Source organism: Providencia sp. UF-183 (genome assembly GCF_058246155.1).
Genome location: NZ_JBSICD010000007.1, coordinates 167,465 through 187,869 on the forward strand (window position 1 = coordinate 167,465; position 20,405 = coordinate 187,869).

12 protein-coding genes and 1 pseudogene are annotated in these 20,405 nt (G+C 44.6%); 11 read left to right on the top strand and 2 right to left on the bottom strand.

Translation table 11 applies throughout. From position 1 onward, the window contains the following. Positions 1-44: 44 nt before the first annotated feature. Entirely contained in the window at positions 45-671 is a 627-nt protein-coding gene (upp, locus tag AC4IFT_RS08995) for a uracil phosphoribosyltransferase (RefSeq protein ID WP_047757238.1), read from the bottom strand. A gap of 358 nt (positions 672-1,029) precedes the next feature. Here upp and purM point away from each other — a divergent pair, with 358 nt between their 5' ends. The 7 genes and pseudogenes from purM (at position 1,030) to AC4IFT_RS09030 (ending at position 10,791) form a co-directional block, all read left to right on the top strand. Beyond that, entirely contained in the window at positions 1,030-2,070 is a 1,041-nt protein-coding gene (gene purM / locus AC4IFT_RS09000; protein ID WP_490751135.1) for a phosphoribosylformylglycinamidine cyclo-ligase, read from the top strand. Further along, complete coding sequence (purN, locus tag AC4IFT_RS09005; protein ID WP_490730957.1) at positions 2,070-2,708, top strand: phosphoribosylglycinamide formyltransferase; 639 nt, start codon at positions 2,070-2,072, stop codon at positions 2,706-2,708. Before purM ends, purN begins: the two co-directional genes overlap by 1 nt. A gap of 245 nt (positions 2,709-2,953) precedes the next feature. Next, a complete protein-coding gene (speG, locus tag AC4IFT_RS09010) occupies positions 2,954-3,541 on the top strand; it encodes a spermidine N1-acetyltransferase (protein WP_490730959.1) in 588 nt (195 codons plus the stop codon). Positions 3,542-3,595: 54 nt separating this feature from the next. Then, positions 3,596-5,665, top strand: coding sequence for a polyphosphate kinase 1 (gene ppk1 / locus AC4IFT_RS09015; protein ID WP_490730961.1), 2,070 nt, complete (start codon positions 3,596-3,598; stop codon positions 5,663-5,665). 4 nt (positions 5,666-5,669) lie between these two features. Further along, positions 5,670-7,199 (top strand): exopolyphosphatase, encoded by a 1,530-nt coding sequence (locus tag AC4IFT_RS09020; RefSeq protein WP_490751136.1) that lies wholly within the window; start codon positions 5,670-5,672, stop codon positions 7,197-7,199. Positions 7,200-7,564: 365 nt separating this feature from the next. Next, positions 7,565-8,845 (top strand): annotated as a pseudogene (mgtE, locus tag AC4IFT_RS09025) (magnesium transporter); the annotation flags it as partial. A gap of 590 nt (positions 8,846-9,435) precedes the next feature. Continuing rightward, positions 9,436-10,791 carry an MFS transporter gene (locus tag AC4IFT_RS09030; RefSeq protein ID WP_490751137.1) on the top strand — a complete coding sequence of 452 codons (1,356 nt, stop codon included), beginning with the start codon at positions 9,436-9,438 and terminating at the stop codon, positions 10,789-10,791. Between the two features lie 73 nt (positions 10,792-10,864). Here AC4IFT_RS09030 and AC4IFT_RS09035 read toward each other — a convergent pair whose 3' ends face one another. Then, complete coding sequence (locus AC4IFT_RS09035; RefSeq protein WP_490751138.1) at positions 10,865-11,155, bottom strand: hypothetical protein; 291 nt, start codon at positions 11,153-11,155, stop codon at positions 10,865-10,867. A 400-nt stretch (positions 11,156-11,555) separates the two neighbouring features. Between AC4IFT_RS09035 and AC4IFT_RS09040 the strand changes: the two genes are divergently transcribed. From AC4IFT_RS09040 to baeS, 4 genes are read left to right on the top strand one after another with little or no spacing between them, the layout of a single operon-like run. Next, complete coding sequence (locus tag AC4IFT_RS09040; protein WP_490751139.1) at positions 11,556-12,803, top strand: MdtA/MuxA family multidrug efflux RND transporter periplasmic adaptor subunit; 1,248 nt, start codon at positions 11,556-11,558, stop codon at positions 12,801-12,803. Beyond that, positions 12,803-15,925 (top strand): MdtB/MuxB family multidrug efflux RND transporter permease subunit, encoded by a 3,123-nt coding sequence (locus AC4IFT_RS09045; protein ID WP_490751140.1) that lies wholly within the window; start codon positions 12,803-12,805, stop codon positions 15,923-15,925. Before AC4IFT_RS09040 ends, AC4IFT_RS09045 begins: the two co-directional genes overlap by 1 nt. Beyond that, positions 15,925-19,026 carry a multidrug efflux RND transporter permease subunit MdtC gene (gene mdtC / locus AC4IFT_RS09050; RefSeq protein WP_490751141.1) on the top strand — a complete coding sequence of 1,034 codons (3,102 nt, stop codon included), beginning with the start codon at positions 15,925-15,927 and terminating at the stop codon, positions 19,024-19,026. The genes AC4IFT_RS09045 and mdtC overlap by 1 nt, the downstream gene beginning before the upstream one ends. Next, positions 19,016-20,404, top strand: a complete 1,389-nt coding sequence (gene baeS, locus AC4IFT_RS09055; RefSeq protein WP_490751142.1) for an envelope stress sensor histidine kinase BaeS — start codon at positions 19,016-19,018, stop codon at positions 20,402-20,404. Before mdtC ends, baeS begins: the two co-directional genes overlap by 11 nt. The last annotated feature ends 1 nt before the right edge of the window (position 20,405 follow it).

Below are 20,405 nucleotides of genomic sequence, written 5' to 3' on the forward strand. Positions count from 1 at the left end.
ATTTAATAAATCAAAAAAAAGCCGACTTCTCAGTCGGCTCATTTTTATTTAGTACCAAATATCTTATCGCCCGCATCACCGAGGCCTGGAACAATGTAACCTTCTTCATTGAGGTATTGATCAATGGAAGCGGTATACAGTTCAACATCTGGGTGGACTTTTTCTAATGCTTTGATCCCTTCAGGTGCCGCAACTAAAACTAAAACTTTAATTGACTTACACCCTTCTTTTTTCAGTAAATCGATAGTTGCGATCATTGAACCGCCTGTTGCTAACATAGGGTCAACAACTAACGCCATACGCTCATCGATATCTGAAGTCAGTTTTTGGAAATAAGGGACAGGTTGCAGTGTTTCTTCATCACGATAAACACCAACCACACTGATACGTGCGCTAGGAATGCTTTCTAATACACCATTCATCATACCAATACCTGCACGGAGAATTGGTACTACGGTGATTTTTTTACCTTTAATTTGTTCTATTTCGACAGGACCACACCAACCATCAATAGTCACTTTTTCAGTTTCTAGGTCAGCGGTTGCTTCATAAGTCAGTAGGCTACCAACCTCTGAGGCCAGTTCACGAAAGCGTTTGGTGCTTATATCATGATCTCGCATCAGGCCAAGTTTATGTTTAACGAGAGGGTGTTTTACCTCAACGATCTTCATGGGTTTCTCCTACTATTTTAGACGCTGGCGGACAAAAAAATCGCGGGATTATAACTCTTTTAACCATGAATGCCACTAGATTACGTTTGATTTTGGTCAAAACATCAACGATTAGGCAAACTTTTTTAAAATAGTATACCCCATATCGGTTAAGTTGCATGTTGATGATCCTCTGAATTTATTTTTTTGCCAATATTTAAATACCACACACATTTCACCTTGTGAACACGCTCACTTTCTGCCATTTCCAGCCATAAGAATTTTCATTCACAAAGCTATCGCAAACGTTTGCTTTGCCTGTTAGAATACGCCCCATGATGTTATTTTTCTCAAAAATGTAATTGCCTTGGGGGCCGTAGTGACTGATAAAACCTCTCTCAGCTATAAAGATGCCGGTGTCGATATTGATGCAGGTAACGCACTGGTTGAACGTATTAAAGGTGTTGTAAAAGAAACGCGTCGTCCCGAAGTGATGGGGGGTCTTGGTGGGTTCGGTGCATTATGTGCCCTGCCACAAAAATACCGCGAGCCTGTACTTGTTTCAGGTACCGATGGTGTTGGTACAAAATTACGTCTGGCAATGGATTTAAAACGCCACGATTCAATCGGGATTGACCTTGTTGCTATGTGCGTCAATGACCTAATCGTTCAAGGGGCTGAGCCATTATTCTTCCTTGATTACTACGCAACAGGCAAATTAGACGTGGATACCGCTGCCAGCGTCATCACGGGAATTGCTGAAGGCTGTAAACAGTCTGGCTGTGCATTAGTGGGTGGTGAAACCGCTGAAATGCCAGGCATGTACCATGGTGAAGACTATGATGTTGCAGGCTTTTGCGTCGGTGTGGTAGAGCGCTCTGAAATCATTGATGGCAGTAAAGTCAGCGCTGGTGATGCACTAATTGCCCTCGCCTCAAGTGGTCCCCACTCAAATGGCTATTCATTAGTACGTAAAATTTTAGAAGTCAGCAAAACGAACCCAGAAACTGAACAGTTAGATGGTAAATCATTAGCAGACCATTTATTAGAACCTACACGTATTTATGTGAAAAACGTGCTAGAGCTGATCGCGAAGAATGACATTCATGCAATCGCGCACATTACGGGTGGCGGTTTCTGGGAAAATATCCCTCGCGTTCTTCCTGATAACACCCAAGCCATTATCGATGGTAGCAGCTGGCAATGGCCTTCTGTTTTCAGCTGGTTACAACACGCGGGTGATGTCAGTACCCATGAAATGTACCGCACCTTTAACTGCGGTGTTGGTATCATCATTGCTCTGCCACAAAGTGAAGTTAACGCAGCATTAGCGTTATTAGAAGCACTGGGTGAAAACGCATGGCAAATTGGCTCAATCGGTCAGTTACCTGCCGGTGAAGAGCAGGTTGTGATCCGCTAATGAAAAAAATTGTTGTCCTCATTTCTGGCAGTGGCAGTAACTTACAATCGATCATTGAAGGTTGCCAATCAGGCACGATAAAGGGTCGTATTGTTGCCGTAGTGAGCAACCAAAGCACAGCTTATGGGCTAGTGCGGGCACAGCAGGCAGGGATCCCTGCCGCTTGCCTTGATGCAAAAATGTATGCAAATCGCCACGCCTATGATGCTGCTTTATTATCGCTTATTGAGCAGTACCAGCCCGATTTAGTGGTCTTAGCTGGGTTTATGCGTATTTTATCCCCAGAATTTGTGACTCATTTCACAGGGAAATTACTCAATATTCACCCTTCTTTATTACCCAAATACCCAGGGCTTCATACTCATCGTAAGGCCTTGGAAAATGGCGATAAAGAACACGGTACTTCCGTTCACTTTGTCACTGAAGAATTAGACGGCGGCCCTGTAATTTTACAAGCTAAAGTGCCTATTTTCCCTGAAGATACCGAAGAAGACCTGATTGAGCGTGTAAAAACGCAAGAGCATGCTATCTACCCTCTGGTTGTACAATGGTTTAGTGATAACCGCCTAACTATGGTCGACGGTAAAGCCGTATTAGATGGTAAAGTGCTCCCTCAACAGGGTTATGCTAATGAGTAGTTTATTGACTGTCTAAATAACGATTCAAAGGGTGGAATTTCCACCCTTTTTGTTGCACTAAAATTGGCGAATATACAACCTGTCAATTGATTGTTTTTTCTGCGATTAACCACTTAGTTCTGCATAAAGTGAACTATTCTTCAACAAGGGGATGATCTCTCTGTGTTATGTCATTATTTTATCGCAAATAAGTGGTATCCTTATTTAAGCAAAAAATGTTTTTTCATAACCAATAGAGGTGTTTTATGACTACCGGGCAAGTTCATCCGTTTAGGTTGCGCCCACTTGAACGTGAAGATTTAGCGTTTATTCATCAACTTGATAACAACGCCAGTGTGATGCGCTACTGGTTTGAAGAGCCTTATGAGGCTTTTGTTGAGCTAAGTGATCTTTACGACAAACATATTCATGACCAATCCGAACGCCGTTTTATCGTGGAAAATGATAGCGAAAAAGTTGGGTTAGTTGAATTGGTTGAAATTGATTATGTTCACCGCCGTTCTGAGTTCCAAATTATCATTGCCCCGAGCCATCAAGGCCATGGGTATGCGAGCCGTGCAGCAAGGCTGGCAATGGACTATGCTTTCTCTGTATTAAATTTATATAAACTTTATCTCATTGTTGATAAAGAAAATGTCAAAGCGATCCACATTTATAATAAACTTGGCTTCCATACCGAAGGTGAATTGATCGACGAGTTTTTCGTGAATGGTCGCTACCATACGGCTATCCGTATGTGCGTTTTCCAACAGCAATATTTTGCGATGAAACAGCAATCAGAGAACCCAGAAAGCGTCATCGCACAAGATAACGCAATTAAGCATCACATTTAGTTAACTGGCTGATACAATAGCCATTAAGTAATAAGCGTCTAATACGGAGTCAGAATGTCCCAAGAACGTCTCTATCATGAAAAAGAGCTCAGCTGGCTGTCTTTTAACGAGCGCGTTTTGCAAGAAGCTGCCGATAAGCGTAACCCGCTGATTGAGCGAATGCGTTTTTTGGGCATTTATTCCAATAACTTAGACGAATTTTATAAAGTGCGCTTCGCTGATGTAAAGCGCCGTATTTTAATTAACGAAGAACGAGGATCGGCCAGTGGCTCTCGCCATTTACTCAAGCGTATTCAATCAAAAGTCGCCAAACAAGAACAAGAATTTGACGTTTTATACAATGACTTACTGCTTGAAATGGCCCGTAACCAAATCTTCCTGATTAACGAGCGTCAAATTTCCCCGCGCCAACAAATCTGGCTGCGTCAGTATTTTCGTCAAAATTTACGCCAGCACATTACACCGATTTTAATCAACCCAGATACGGACTTAGTTGAGTTTCTAAAAGATGACTATACCTATCTTGCGGTTGAAATAATTCATGGCAGTGATATTCAGTATGCGCTGTTAGAAATCCCATCGGATAAAGTCCCGCGATTTGTGAATCTCCCGCCTGAGATGCCAAAACGCCGCAAATCCATGATCCTTATTGATAACATCTTGCGTTACACGCTAGACGAAATTTTCAAAGGCTTTTTCGATTACGATGAACTTAATGCGTATTCCATGAAAATGACCCGTGACGCCGAATACGATATCGCGACCGAAATGGAGTCCAGCTTACTGGAAATCATGTCGTCTACATTAAAACAGCGCTTAACCGCAGAGCCGGTGCGTTTTGTTTACCAACGGGATATGCCGGATGAAATGGTCGCCTTATTGCGGGAAAAATTAGGGTTATCCAATGATGACTCCGTCATTGCTGGCGGTCGTTATCACAATTTCAAAGATTTTATTAATTTCCCCAATGAAGGAAATAAAAACTTATTAAACAAGCCACTCCCCCGTTTACGCCACCGCTGGTTCGATAATTTCCGCAACGGCTTTGATGCTATTCGTGAGCGGGATGTACTGTTGTATTATCCGTATTACACCTTCGAACATACCTTGGAGTTACTGCGCCAAGCCTCATTCGACCCGAATGTGTTATCCATCAAAATCAATATTTACCGTGTCGCAAAAGATTCGCGCATCATCGATTCAGTGATCCACGCAGCGCACAACGGCAAAAAAGTCACTGTGGTCGTTGAATTACAAGCGCGTTTTGATGAAGCAGCTAACATCCATTGGGCGAAGCGACTTACAGAAGCGGGAGTCCACGTTATTTTCTCCGCGCCGGGACTGAAAATCCACGCCAAATTATTTATTATCTCCCGAATGGAAGAAGGCCAAATTGTTCGCTACGCCCACATTGGTACAGGGAACTTCAACGAAAAAACCGCGCGGTTATACACCGACTATTCCTTGTTAACAGCTAACGAGCAAATTACCAATGAAGTTCGCCGTGTGTTTAGTTTTATTGAAAATCCGTACCGTCCTGTTACCTTCGAGAATTTGATGGTTTCCCCGCAAAATACACGAACAAAACTAACCGCATTAATTGACCAAGAAATTGCCAATGCCTTAGAAGGTCTACCAAGTGGAATTACATTAAAAATTAATAACTTGGTTGACAAAGAACTGACTGACAAGCTTTATGATGCGTCCAATGCTGGGGTGAAAATTCGCCTATTAGTTCGCGGAATGTGTTCACTCGTGGCTGGCCAAGCGGGTTACAGCGAAAATATTCAAGTCACCAGCATTGTTGACCGTTTTTTGGAACATGACCGTGTTTACGTGTTTGCCAATGCCGGTGATGACAAAGTTTTTATTTCTTCAGCGGATTGGATGACACGAAACATTGACTACCGAATTGAAGTCGCCGTTCAGTTAGTCGATCCCCTATTAAAGCAACGGGTTTTGGATATTCTGGAATTGCAATTCAGTGATACGGTAAAAGCGCGTTATGTTGACAAAGATTTAAGTAATCATTATGTTCCCCGCGGCAACAAGCGAAAAATTCGTTCTCAGCTTGCCATTTATGAACATTTGAAGTCACTTGAAACGCCAGATACCCGAGCTTGATACTATGCCAATAACAACAACATCAGCACCGAGACCCCAAGAGATTGCGGCCATTGACCTAGGTTCAAATAGCTTTCATATGGTGATTGCGCGCGTCGTCAATGGTGCGCTCCAAGTGCTAACTCGCCTGAAAAAACGTGTTCATCTTGCTGATGGGCTCAGTGATACCAATGAATTAAGCGAAGAAGCGATGGAGCGCGGGCTTTCCTGTTTAGCGCTATTTGCTGAACGTTTACAAGGCTTTTCGCCTGATAACGTCTGCATTGTCGGCACCCACTCTTTACGTGTCGCAACCAATGTAAAAGACTTTTTGCAACGCGCAAAAGAGATAATGCCCTATCCCATTGAAATCATTTCTGGGCAAGAAGAAGCACGTTTAATTTTTATGGGTGTTGAACACACCCAGCCAGAAAAAGGCCGTAAGCTGGTTTTAGATATTGGTGGTGGCTCCACCGAAATTGTTATCGGTGAAAAATTCGAGCCATTATTAATAGAAAGCCGTCGTATGGGCTGTGTTAGCTTTGCAAAAAGCTATTTTCCCAATGAAACCATCACGCCTGAGTTTTTTAACCGCGCCTACCTCGCGGCTTGTTTAAAATTAGAAAGCACCGCCATCCTATTTAAAAAATACACGTGGGATGTGGCAATGGGCGCATCAGGTACGATTAAAGCTGCACACGGGGTTTTAGTGGAGCTTGGCTACAAAGATGGCATTATTACCCGTGAACGACTGATTGAAATTAAAGGCATGGCGTTGAAATATAAATCTTTTTCTTCGCTAGATATTCCAGGCCTTTCCAATGAACGCAAGCAGGTTTTTGTTCCCGGCTTAGCCATTTTGCTCGCCGTGTTTGATTCCTTAGATATTAAAGAATTACGTTTGTCCGATGGCGCCCTGCGTGAAGGGGTTTTATATGAAATGGAAGGCCGTTTTCGTCACCAAGATATCCGCCAGCGCACTGCTCTAAGCCTTGCTGAGCACTATAATATTGATAGAGAGCAAGCAAAACGTGTCCTGAAAACGATGGAAGAGCTTTATTACCAATGGGGACAGCTAAACCCTAAGCAGCTCAACCCACAGTTAGAATCTATTCTAATTTGGGCGGTGATGCTCCATGAAGTGGGTTTAAGCATTAACCACAGCGGTATGCACCGGCACTCGGCATATATCCTACAAAATACCAATTTGCCCGGTTTTAACCAAGAACAACAGCTTTTGTTAGCCACACTGGTTAGAAACCATCGACGTGCCATCAAGTACGATGATATCCCTAAGTTTAACTTATTTAAACGCAAACAATTTATGCCGTTAATTCAGATTTTACGGCTCGCTATCTTATTAAATAATCAACGACAGTCCACCACCACCCCTTCATCACTGCGCATTGAAACTGATGATGGGTATTGGACACTTTATTTGCCTGCTGAATATCTTGAGCAGAATGCCTTGATGTTACTGGATTTAGAAAAAGAAAGTGGTTACTGGGAAGAGGTTCCTGGGTGGTCATTAAGTATATGTGCAGAGAATGAATAACTTTCAGCCATTATTGTGGTGATTTCTTCTTATTTTTTTCACGCTAAGCGCGGAAATCACTGCCTGTTTAGCGCGACTATTTGATATATTATTCAAATGGGCGACAATAATGATAATAAATTTCGTCCGCTCGCAGACGAATTAATAAAACGCGCTTCGGCGCGGCTATTGTTTTAAGGATTAAAATGTCACAATCTGCTTTCTCAAACGATGTGGGGCCAATGGTTAACCCGCACTCACAAAAGCTGGCACACATTCGCCAGCAGATCCTGACGCTTTTTTTAGATGACGAAGAATTCGTCCACGCGCTTGTTGAAAATGATCAACACGTCAGTATTGATGACAAAGCAATTAGTGAAAAGATCAGTACTGTTAAAGAATTACTCCTTGATTTACACACCGCGGATATCGCCGATATTTTAGAAATGCTCCCTTACGATGAGCGTCTCGCCTTATGGCGTTTGGTCGATAACAACGAACGCGGTGAAGTGCTTGTTGAAGCCTCCGTTTCTGTATGGGATAGCCTGATTAAAGACATGTCGGATAGAGAACTGCTGCGTGCAGTCGCTAGCCTACATGTGGATGAACAAGCTTACATCGCCGAACACCTGCCGCGCGATACCATGCGCCGCCTACTGACCTATTTAGAACCAAGCCTACGCAGCCGTATTCGTGAAGTTTTACAATACGCAAAAGACAGCGTTGGCCAAATGATGGATTTCGAATTCGTTACCGTACGCCCAAACGTGGCGTTAAAAACGGTTCAACGCTATCTGCGTCAACGGGGTAAAATTCCAGAAGCCACCGATAAAATTTTCGTAGTCGATAGCAACAATTATCTGCAAGGGGAATTACCCTTAACCACCATTTTGACACAATCTCCCGATAAAATTGTCGCGGATGTGATGAAAACGGATACAGTCACCTTCTTGCCTGATGAAAAAGGGGAAGATGCAGCAAGTGCGTTCGAACGGTATGACTTAATTTCTGCCGCCGTTGTCGACAGCAATGGCTTACTGATGGGTCGTCTAACTGTTGAAGATATCGTTGATAATATCAGCGAAGAAAATGATAACAGTATTCGTCGTATGGGGGGGTTAAGCCCCGAAGAAGACGTCTTTGCCCCTGTTGGCCAAGCAGTAAAAACCCGTTGGACATGGCTGGCTATTAACCTATGTACGGCTTTCGTCGCATCCCGCGTAATTGGTGTGTTTGAAGACACCATTTCCCAGTTGGTTGCTCTCGCTACCTTGATGCCTATTGTGGCAGGGATTGGGGGGAATACAGGTAACCAAACCATCACCATGATTGTGCGGGCAATCGCGCTCCACCAAATTCAAAGTGGTAGTTTCTCTTTCTTGATGCTAAGGGAGCTGGGCGTCGCCTTTATCAACGGCATTGTCTGGGGCGGCATCATGGGGGTTGTTACCTATTTCCTCTATGGCGACCTCGCAATGGGTGCCGTCATGACGCTTGCGATGGTGCTAAACCTATTGATGGCGGCAATTATGGGGGTGCTTATCCCACTGATTATGATCAAAATGGGCAAAGACCCTGCCATTGGCTCTAGTGTCATGATCACTGCAATCACCGATACTGGCGGTTTCTTTATTTTCCTCGGTCTCGCGACCCTATTCTTAGTATAATATTTGTTCGTGCATGCTCAGTGGTAGTTTCAGAGCATGCACGATTTATAAAACTCTGTCATTTCCCATAAAAACCGCATAAACATTCCAAATCCGAATCATCAAACAAATTACTTTACGATGTATTTATTATTTTATTAGCGTGTTCATCTATTATATTCATTAAAAATAATATTCAATTAATTATATTTAGTGCGTAATTCATTATATTAAATAGTAAGGAATTATTAAATTAATCATAATTAGCTAAATATATTGCCATTTTAAATATACGATATTCTGCAAATTACGTATTCATAACATCATATAAGGTTATTTATATCCATATTAGATGTTAAGGCCTAACAAAGAAAACTAATGGGAATGTTATGCTTGTTTTCAGTGTTGTGGTTTACAGAATATAGAATTTCCTGCTATAAATATGGGTATGCAAAAAGATACTGTGTATTGAACTACGTTATACCCATCCAACGTTTTCGACCTCTTATCTGCACCCAATAAATATGATTGGCTCATTATTTTGAGTAAATGCTTGTTACCCTGAATTTATATCATCGTGGTATTTTCAGGTATTTTAGAAGGATAGTACTATGACATCGCAAACAGCTAGCCAGCCCTCGGCGCGACCGTTGGGCAAAGAAGATTATAAAACGTTAGGCTTGTCCTCTTTGGGCGGCACACTAGAATTTTATGATTTCGTTATTTTCGTCTTTTACGCGAAAATTATTTCTCAGCTCTTTTTCCCTGGGGATAATGAATTTCTCGCGCTAATGGCGACACTCGGCTTGTTTGCTGCAGGTTACCTTGCTCGCCCACTTGGCGGCATTATTATGGCTCACTTTGGAGACAAAATTGGCCGTAAAAAAATGTTTACCTTAAGTATTTTCTTGATGGCGTTTCCAACGTTTGTTATCGGTTTCTTGCCGACATTCGAAACCATTGGTGCCGCAGCGCCACTGTTATTATTATTAATGCGTATTATGCAAGGTGCTGCTATCGGGGGTGAAATGCCGGGCGCATGGGTATTTATTGCTGAACATACGCCAAAACAACGCTACGGCTTAGGTGTTGGTACGTTAACGTCTGGGATCACTGGTGGTATCTTACTAGGCTCAATCGTGGCGATTATCATCGAACGCACCTATACCACTGCTGAAGTGCATGATTTTGCATGGCGTATTCCGTTTATTTTAGGTGGTATTTTTGGCTTTATCTCTGTGTATTTACGTCGTTTTTTACAAGAAACACCTATTTTTAAAGAGTTAGCGGCGAAAAAAGCGTTATCCCAAGAATTACCAGTAAAAACTGTTATTAAATCCCATAAACAAGCCTGTATGATCACCGCTGCACTGACATGGTCATTATCCACTGCGATTGTTGTAACGATTTTGATGACGCCAGACGTAGTTTTAAAAGGTATCTACAATATTGACCGTAATATTGCGTTGCAAGCAAACTGTGCTGCGACATTAACCTTAACCTTAGGCTGTATTTTCTGGGGTTGGTTAGGGGATAAAACGGGGACACGTACGTCAATGACCTTGTCATGGGGTGGATTGGCTGTCACCGCGATTTATTTCTATTCGTCGTTATCAACGGATATTGCGGCCAGTACTTTAATCTTTAACTATGGCTTGATGGGCTTCTTTGTCGGTGCAATTGCAACAACCCCCATTATCAGCACCCGTGCGTTCCCACCTGAAATTCGTTATTCAGGCCTGTCGTTCGCTTATAACGTTGCCTACGCCATCTTTGGTGGCTTAACCCCAATCTTAACAGGGGCATGGTTACAGCAATCTCACATGGCACCAGCATATTATGTCGCGGGCGTGTCATTGTTAGCGGTTGCCGTTGCATTCTTACCACTGTCTTGGAAAGGTTGGACTGCAAAAGAAAACCAAACGGATGATCGTGCACCTGTATTAAATACCAGTGCTACTCAGTAGTTAATCTGTTATACACCAGTGAAATGGCCTCTTGTTTAATTTCAAACAGAGGCCATTTTTATTTATAGGCTGATTACAAAGTTACGATTGGTAATGTAAAAGCCATTTCTAAATAATTAACTTCTACAGGCGCTTGATTTGCGACGCTATCATCTTGTTTAAAATGTGCAGAGGAGGAAACCAATGTCTCCAACTGCTGAATGTCTTTTACAGTTTGACCAAAGAAACTGTGCAAATCACGGCCAAATTCTGCAATTTCAGCGTCTAAACCGGCGGTAACTGCGCCCTTTTCAGTTTTACTTTTTGCAGTATTTGCAATTTCATGCGCCATTTCAGCGAAGTTCATCATATCGAGTAACGCCATAAATAAAATCCTTTTATTATATTGAGTTAAGTAAATTTTTTTTGTGCTTTGCACGTAAACACAATATTATTTTTGTTCTTTTTTAACTAATTTTTTATTTATATAAACCGATATAATTCATATCCAAATTATATATGGAAGACATAATCCTTTGAATTCAAATGATAATACTTCTCATTTGAAATTTTAGAGATTGTCCTAAAAAAAATTTGTTCGTTTTACATGACAAATCCCTGTGTTTTCCTCCACATAAATTGACACTTATTCATAATTCCTCCATTTTTCTTTGTACCTATCAGGCTAAACTATTAGTATGTGTAACTGACTCTTTTCAGTTAGTTTTTTGCCTCAAAGCCAGACTAATTTTATCCACTCTTTTGAGTTAAGCGAATGTCCAAAAATGAATAAGCAAAATCGCCGCAAATCTTTTACTCGCTCTGCTATTTTTGTTGCCATCATTGTGGCAGCCGGAGCCACTTGGTATTTTTACAATCAAGAAAAAGCAACAGACACGCCTAACTCAAGTGCTGTTGCCAAACCCAATTCACGCAGCGCGATGGGGCGTCCACCTCGCGTGTTAGCGCCTGTACAATTTGCTGTTGCAGAACAAAAAGTAGTACCACGGTTTTTATCTGGCTTAGGAACCGTTCAAGCGGCCAATGTCGTGACCGTCACTAGCCGCGTTGAAGGGCAATTGATGAAGCTCTATTTCACCGAAGGGCAATATGTCAATGCCGGGGATTTACTGGCACAAATTGACCCTCGCCCGTTTGAAGTACAATTAGCCCAAGCAGAAGGCCAACTGGCAAAAGATAAAGCAACGCTTGCCAATGCCCAATTGGATTTAGCGCGCTACCAGAAATTAGCGGGCACAAAAGTTATTTCACAACAAGAACTGGATAACCAGCGTGCGTTAGTATTGCAAGCCCAAGGCAGTATTAAAGTTGACCAAGCCGCGGTCGACAGCGCCAAATTGCAATTAACTTACAGCAAAATCACCGCCCCTATCTCAGGCCGCGTAGGGTTAAAACAGGTGGATGTGGGGAATTTTGTCTCCTCTGGGACTTCGACACCGATTGTGGTGATCACCCAAACTCAACCTGCGGATGTGCTTTTTGCGTTACCTGAAGGGGACATCCCAGCAATCCAACAAGCCCAAGCAACCAGTAAAAATGTGCTGATTGAAGCTTGGGACCGCAATAATATTGCACTGATTGCCCGTGGCGAATTGCTCAGTACTGATAACCAAATTGATGCAGCTACAGGCACATTAAAAATTAAAGCGCGCTTCACCAATGAAGAACAAAAATTGTTCCCAAATCAATTTGTTAATGTGAAGATGCAGGTTGAAACCTTACAAGATGCTGTGGTTATCCCTACCGCCGCATTACAAATGGGTAATGAAGGCCATTATGTGTGGATCCTCAGTGAGGATAACAAAGTCAGCAAGCATACCGTAACGGTAGGTATGCAAGATAGCCAACAAGTGGTGATTGAAAGTGGTTTAGCTGCTAATACAAAAGTCATTACAGACGGCGTTGATAAACTCACTGATGGTACTACTGTTGAGGTCGTTACCCCTGAAAGCCTAACTAAAAAAGACAAAGAACCTCGCAAAGGTAAACCGTCTAGCGCGGAGAAAGCGTAATGCGGCCTGAAACGTTGAAAGGCGGCGGCCCTTCTCGCCTATTTATTTTACGCCCTGTTGCGACCACTCTTTTTATGGTAGCGATTTTATTAGCAGGGATCATTGGCTATCGCTTCTTACCTGTTTCCGCCTTACCTGAGGTCGATTACCCAACAATTCAGGTTGTCACCCTGTACCCCGGCGCAAGCCCTGATGTGATGACCTCCGCGGTTACCGCTCCCCTTGAAACCCAGTTTGGGCAGATGTCAGGTTTGAAACAGATGTCATCCCAAAGCTCAGGTGGCGCGTCCGTCATCACCTTGATGTTCCAACTTTCATTGCCATTAGAAGTTGCCGAGCAAGAAGTGCAAGCTGCCATTAATTCCGCTAGCAGCCTACTTCCATCGGATTTACCCTATCCCCCGATTTATAACAAAGTGAACCCCGCGGATCCGCCTGTTTTAACGCTGGCAGTAACATCCGATGCGATGCCGTTAACTCAAGTACAAGATATTATCGAAACGCGTATTGCACAGAAGATTTCCCAAGTTAATGGCGTTGGTTTAGTGACGCTCGCGGGTGGTCAGCGCCCTGCCGTCCGTGTGAACCTGAACCCACAAGCGATGGCCGCCAAAGGGCTAGACAGCGAAACCATTCGTGTCGCTATTAATAATGCCAACGTCAATTCCGCCAAAGGGAGCTTTGATGGTCCAACACGCGCAGTGACCCTTTCAGCCAACGACCAAATGAAATCCCTTGAGGATTACCGCAAGTTAATTGTGGCATTCCAAAATGGCGCACCGGTGCGCCTTGGGGATATTGCGACCATTAAAGAAGGCGCTGAAAATGCCTACTTGGGGGCATGGGCAAACAACGAACAAGCTATCGTGATTAACGTTCAGCGCCAACCCGGTGCAAACGTCATAGAAACCACGGATACTATTCGCACATTATTGCCCGAACTGATTGAAAGCCTCCCTAAATCCGTTAATGTGGATATTTTAACGGATAGAACCAGCACCATTCGCGCATCAGTCAACGACGTACAATTTGAGTTGATGTTAGCTATCGCGCTGGTTGTTATGGTTATTTATCTCTTTTTACGTAATGGTATTGCCACGTTGATCCCCGGCATTGCGGTTCCCCTTTCATTAGTGGGCACCTTTGCGGTGATGTATTTTTGCGGATTTTCCGTGAATAACCTGACATTAATGGCGCTGACCATCGCCACCGGCTTTGTGGTGGACGATGCGATAGTGGTGATCGAAAATATCTCTCGCTATTTAGAACAAGGGGATAAACCGCTGGTTGCCGCATTAAAAGGTGCAGGTGAAATCGGTTTTACCATTATATCTCTGACCTTCTCCCTTGTCGCAGTGTTAATCCCGCTACTGTTTATGGGGGATATTGTTGGCCGCTTATTCCGTGAATTTGCCATTACCCTTGCTGTCGCTATTTTAATTTCAGCGGTGGTGTCCCTCACCTTAACCCCAATGATGTGCGCACGGCTATTAAAGCCAGAATCACAGCATAAACATAACCGTTTTGAGTTAGCGTGTGAGCGATTCTTTGACCGTATGGTGGCAGGTTATGCCGTTTGGCTGAAGCGAATTTTAAACCACCAATGGCTCACACTGTCCGTTGCACTCGGCACCATGGTGCTTACCGTCTTGCTGTATATGTGGATCCCAAAAGGCTTCTTCCCATTACAAGACAGCGGCATTATCCAAGGCTCCATTGAAAGTCGGCAGTCCATTTCGTTTTCTGCGATGGCGCAAAAACAGCAAGAAGTCGCGGACAAACTCCTCGCCGACCCTGCCGTTGACAACGTCACAACCTACGTTGGTGTTGATGGTACAAACGCAACACTGAATAACGCACGCATTCAAATTACCTTGAAGCCCCTTGATGACCGTGAAGATCGCGTGGTGGCGATTATTGCTCGCCTGCAACAATCCGTTGATAACATTGCTGGGGTGAATTTATACCTGCAACCAATGCAAGATTTAACCATTGATACGCAAGTTGCTCGTACTCAATATCAATTCACCCTGCAAGCGGGCACCCTCGATGAATTGTCGACGTGGGTACCTAAGTTGATGAGTGAGTTAGAGCAGCAACCTGAATTGACCGACGTGAGTAGCGATTGGCAAAATAAAGGGTTAGTCGCTTACGTGAATGTTAACCGTGACACGGCAAGCCGTTTTGGCATTACCATGTCATCCATCGATAACGCGCTGTACAATGCCTTCGGCCAGCGCATGATCTCGACCATTTACACCCAATCGAATCAATATCGCGTTATTTTAGAACATGATACGCAAACTCGTGATGGGATGGATGCCCTGAATGATATCCGCTTAAAAGGCACTGATGGCGCTATTGTACCACTGAGCACCTTAGTGAATATTCAAGAGGGTTATGGCCCATTGGCGATTAATCACCTTGACCAATTCCCAGCCGTCACCTTCTCATTTAATGTGGCCGAGGGTGCGTCTCTAGAATCCGCAGTTAATGCCGTCAAGCACGCGGAATCACAAATTTCGATGCCAAAATCCATTACCACGCAATTCCAAGGTGCCACTTTAGCCTTTGAAGCCGCCTTAAGCAGCACCATTTGGCTAATCGCAGCGGCGATTGTGGCGATGTATATCGTGCTGGGTATCTTATATGAAAGTTTTATTCACCCAATTACCATCCTTTCCACCTTACCGACGGCGGGTGTGGGAGCACTTCTCGCCTTGATGATGGCAGGAAAAGACCTCGATGTGATCGCAGTAATAGGGATTATCTTATTGATTGGTATCGTGAAAAAGAACGCCATCATGATGATTGACTTTGCACTCGCCGCAGAGCGAGAGCAAGGCATGTCACCTTACGATGCCATCTATCAAGCTTGTTTATTACGTTTCCGCCCAATATTGATGACAACAATGGCTGCTCTGCTAGGTGCATTGCCATTAATGCTCAGTACGGGTGTGGGTGCTGAATTGCGCCAACCTCTGGGGATTTGCATGGTGGGTGGTTTGATTATGAGCCAGATATTAACGCTGTTCACCACCCCAGTGATTTATTTGTTATTTGACCGTTTGTCACATTACCTAAAAGCACGTCGTCAAATGAATAAGGCGCAGGTGTCGTAATGAAACGCTTTTTTGCCCTGTTTATTAGCCGCCCCGTTGCTACCACGCTGATTAGTGTGGCGATCACCTTGTGCGGCGCATTAAGCTTTCTCTTTTTACCTGTCGCGCCACTTCCCCAAGTGGACTACCCCGTGATTAACGTGACAGCGTCACTTCCTGGTGCATCACCTGAAACTATGGCATCGTCCGTTGCAACCCCGCTAGAACGCTCATTAGGTAGCATCGCAGGGATCAGCGAGATGACCTCAAGCAGCGCGCTGGGTCGCACCACCATTACCCTTGAATTTAACCTCGATAAAGATATCAATAACGCGGCCCGTGAAGTCCAAGCTGCCATTAATGCCGCCCAAACCCTGTTACCTAGCGGCATGCCGAGCCGCCCGCGGTACTACAAGTCGAACCCATCCGATGCCCCTATCATGATTTTAACCATGACATCGCAAACCATGGGGACAGGGGAAATTTATGATATCGCCTCGACACGCCTTGCCCAACGCATTGCACAAATTGAAGGCGTCAGTGAAGTGTCTGTGGGCGGCGGTTCACTTCCCGCAGTGCGTGTCGAGTTAAACCCAACCGCATTATTCAACCAAGGTGTCTCCCTTGATGCCGTACGCTCAGCGATTAGCAGCGCTAACGTACGTCAACCCCAAGGCTACATTAACGACAACGAAAAACGCTATCAGGTACAAACCAACGATGAGCTGAAAAAAGCCGCCGATTACCGCCCTATTATTGTCCACTATAAGGCAGGTAATGCAGTTAAGCTCAGTGATGTTGCCAATGTAAAAGATTCCATTGAAAACGTCCGTGCCGCGGGTATGGCAGATGGCAAGCCCGCCATCTTGATTGTTATTCGCCGTGAAGCGGGTGCCAATATTATTGAAACGGTCAATCGCATTCGGGCTGAAATCCCAGAATTTAGAGATATGATCCCCGCCGCCATTGACCTCAAAGTTGCGCAGGATAGAACACCGACCATTCGAGCTTCCCTTGCGGAAGTTGAACGTGCCCTATTAATCGCCGTCGCACTGGTTATTTTAGTGGTTCTGCTGTTCCTGCGCTCTGGGCGTGCCACCTTAATTCCTGCTATTGCCGTACCCGTTTCGTTAATTGGGACTTTTACTGCCATGTATTTGTGCGGCTTTAGTCTTAATAACTTATCTTTAATGGCGTTGACCGTTGCCACGGGCTTTGTGGTCGATGACGCCATAGTGGTGCTGGAGAATATCTCCCGTCACATTGAAAATGGCATGAAACCCTTTATGGCTGCCGTCAAAGGGGTACACGAAGTCGGTTTTACCGTGGTTTCCATGAGTATCTCCTTAGTGGCAGTATTTATCCCGCTCCTCTTGATGGATGGGCTGGTTGGTCGGCTTTTCCGTGAGTTTGCCATCACCCTTGCGACCGCCATTGGAATTTCATTGGTTGTTTCCCTCACCCTGACCCCGATGATGTGCGCCTATTTGCTCAAAAAACGCGGAAAAAATGTCAAAGCCAAGCACCGTGGCTTTGGCCGTGTTTTACTGTGGGTTCAAGAACGCTATGGTGTTGCACTGAATTGGGTGTTAAACCACCGCCGCAGCGTATTAGCCATTTTGTTTGCTACTATTGGGCTCAATGTTTATTTGTATATCACGGTTCCTAAAGCCTTTTTCCCTGAACAAGATACAGGCCGAGTATTGGGCTTTGTCCGTGCTGACCAAAGTATTTCGTTCCAATCGATGAAAGAAAAAATGACCCGCTTTATGGAGCAGGTTAAAGAAGACCCGGCTATCGATAATGTGACTGGGTTTACGGGTGGCAGCCGCGTTAACAGTGGTTTTATGTATATCTCCCTGAAACCTCTTGGGGAGCGTACTGAAAATTCAGCGACGGTTATCAACCGTTTACGCACCAAGCTTGCCAATGAGCCAGGGGCAAACTTATTTATGATGCCAGTGCAAGATATCCGTGTCGGCGGTCGCCAAGCAAATGCCAGCTACCAATTTACCTTGCTTGCCGATGAACTCAATGCACTGCGAGATTGGGAGCCAGCTATCCGTAAAGCGTTAGGCGAACTTCCACAGTTAACCGACGTGAACTCCGATAAAGAAGATAAAGGCGCCGAAATGGCCATCACGTATGACAGAGACCTGATGGCACAATTAGGGATCGACGTACGTGAAGCCAACAGTTTACTGAATAACGCCTTTGGCCAGCGCCAAGTTTCCACCATCTATGAAGCCATGAACCAATATAAAGTGGTGATGGAAGTCGCGCCCGAATATACCCAAGATGTCAGCGCCCTTGATAAAATGTTTGTGATTAACAAAACCGGGCAAGCGATCCCCCTCTCCTACTTTGCGCGTTGGCAACCCGCTAATGCACCACTTAGCGTGAATCACCAAGGGTTATCCGCTGCATCCACCATCGGTTTTAACGTGGCAGATGGTTACACATTGAATGATGCGATGGTGGAAATTGAAAAAACCATGACGGCCCTTGGCGTGCCTTCAACGGTACGCGGCACCTTTGCGGGTACGGCGCAGGTTTTCCAAGAAACCTTGAAATCACAGCTATTTTTGATTTTAGCGGCTATCGTCACCGTCTATTTAGTGCTCGGTATTTTGTATGAAAGCTACATTCATCCACTGACGATTTTATCCACTTTACCGTCTGCGGGGGTCGGTGCATTATTAGCCTTAGAATTATTTGATACTCCATTTAGTTTAATCGCCTTAATTGGCATCATGTTGCTTATTGGTATCGTGAAGAAAAATGCCATCATCATGGTGGACTTTGCTATCCAAGCTCAACGAACTGCGGGTTTAACCGCTCGTGAAGCCATTTTCCGTGCCAGTTTATTGCGTTTCCGCCCCATTTTGATGACCACATTGGCTGCAATTTTTGGTGCTTTACCCTTAGTTTTAGGTAGTGGTGATGGTGCAGAATTACGCCAACCGCTGGGGATCACCATCGTGGGCGGTTTGATCATGAGCCAGCTGCTCACGCTGTTCACCACTCCCGTGGTGTATTTAAGCTTTGATAGCTTAAGACAGCGTTGGGCAAGCAGAAAAACAGCGTCACGCCTTAAAACGGAGAAACGCCATGAAGCTTAGATTTAACAGTGTGAGTACCCGCCTGTTTCTGGCTATCTTCGCTACCTGTTTGCTGCTCGTGGTGATCATGCACCAAGGCGTGCGCATGAGTTTCCAACATGGCTTCGTTGATTATATTAAAGAAAATGACCAACAACGGGTTGAGCAGGTATCAGCAGCCCTTGCGGAACAATATCAAGAAACGGGAAATTGGCGCTTTTTATTAGGCGATGAACGCACTTTTTTCCGCATTTTACGCTCAGTTGAGCACCAGCAACACCGCGGCCCTATGCGCCAACGCTGGCGGACGATATTTTGGGTCTATGACTCGCAAGATAGACTGATTTTTGGTAAAGAAATCACACCGCCAAGCAAAGTGATCCGTGAACCGATTATCACCGATGACGGGAAAACCGTGGGTTGGCTGGTTGCCAGCTATGAAGACGGTATCAGCAGTGCTCTTGACCGCCGCTTTGACAGCAAACAGCTGTATACCAGCTGGGTGATTGCGGGGCTGTCCCTGTTTGTGGCGCTGATCGCTACTATTTTTCTCGCTCGCAGCTTTTTAAAGCCAATTAAACGCTTACTTGAAGGCACTAACCAGTTAGCACGCGGTGACTTTACCACTCGCGTACCCGAAGAAGGCCGAGACGAATTAGGTCAATTAGCGAAAGATTTCAATCACCTCGCCTCTACTCTCGAAAAAAATGAGCAAATGCGCCGAGATTATATGGCGGATATTTCCCATGAGCTACGCACCCCATTGTCCGTTTTACGGGGGGAGTTAGAAGCAGTGCAAGATGGTGTACGCCAAGCGACACCGGAAACCATTAATTCTCTCCTCAATGAAACCCATACGCTGATTAAGCTGGTAAATGATTTGCATCAGTTGTCGCTTTCTGACCGTGGCTCTTTGATTTATCGTAAGCAACCTATTGATATTATTCCTTTACTGGATATGGTCATCGGGCAATCCCGTTGGCGTATTGAAGACCAACAATTGACAGTTTTTCGTCACTTCATTGAACACGCCATCGTGTTTGCTGACCCAGATCGCATTAATCAATTATTCTATAATTTGATGGAAAACAGCCTGCGTTATACGGATCCTGAGGGGCAAATTACCATTGATGTCACAGAGCAACACCATCAGTTGTCCATTGTTTGGCAAGATAGCGCGCCGGGCCTGACAGCACTGCAATGCCAACATATTTTCGAACGTTTTTACCGTGCGGAAGGTTCCCGTAACCGTGCTAGTGGCGGCTCAGGCTTGGGGTTAGCCATTTGCTATAATATCGTTGAAGCGCATAATGGCACTATCACCGCTGCGCCTTCATCCCTTGGCGGTGTCAAAATCACTATCACATTACCGATACAATCTCAGGAAAAAGGGGTTTGAT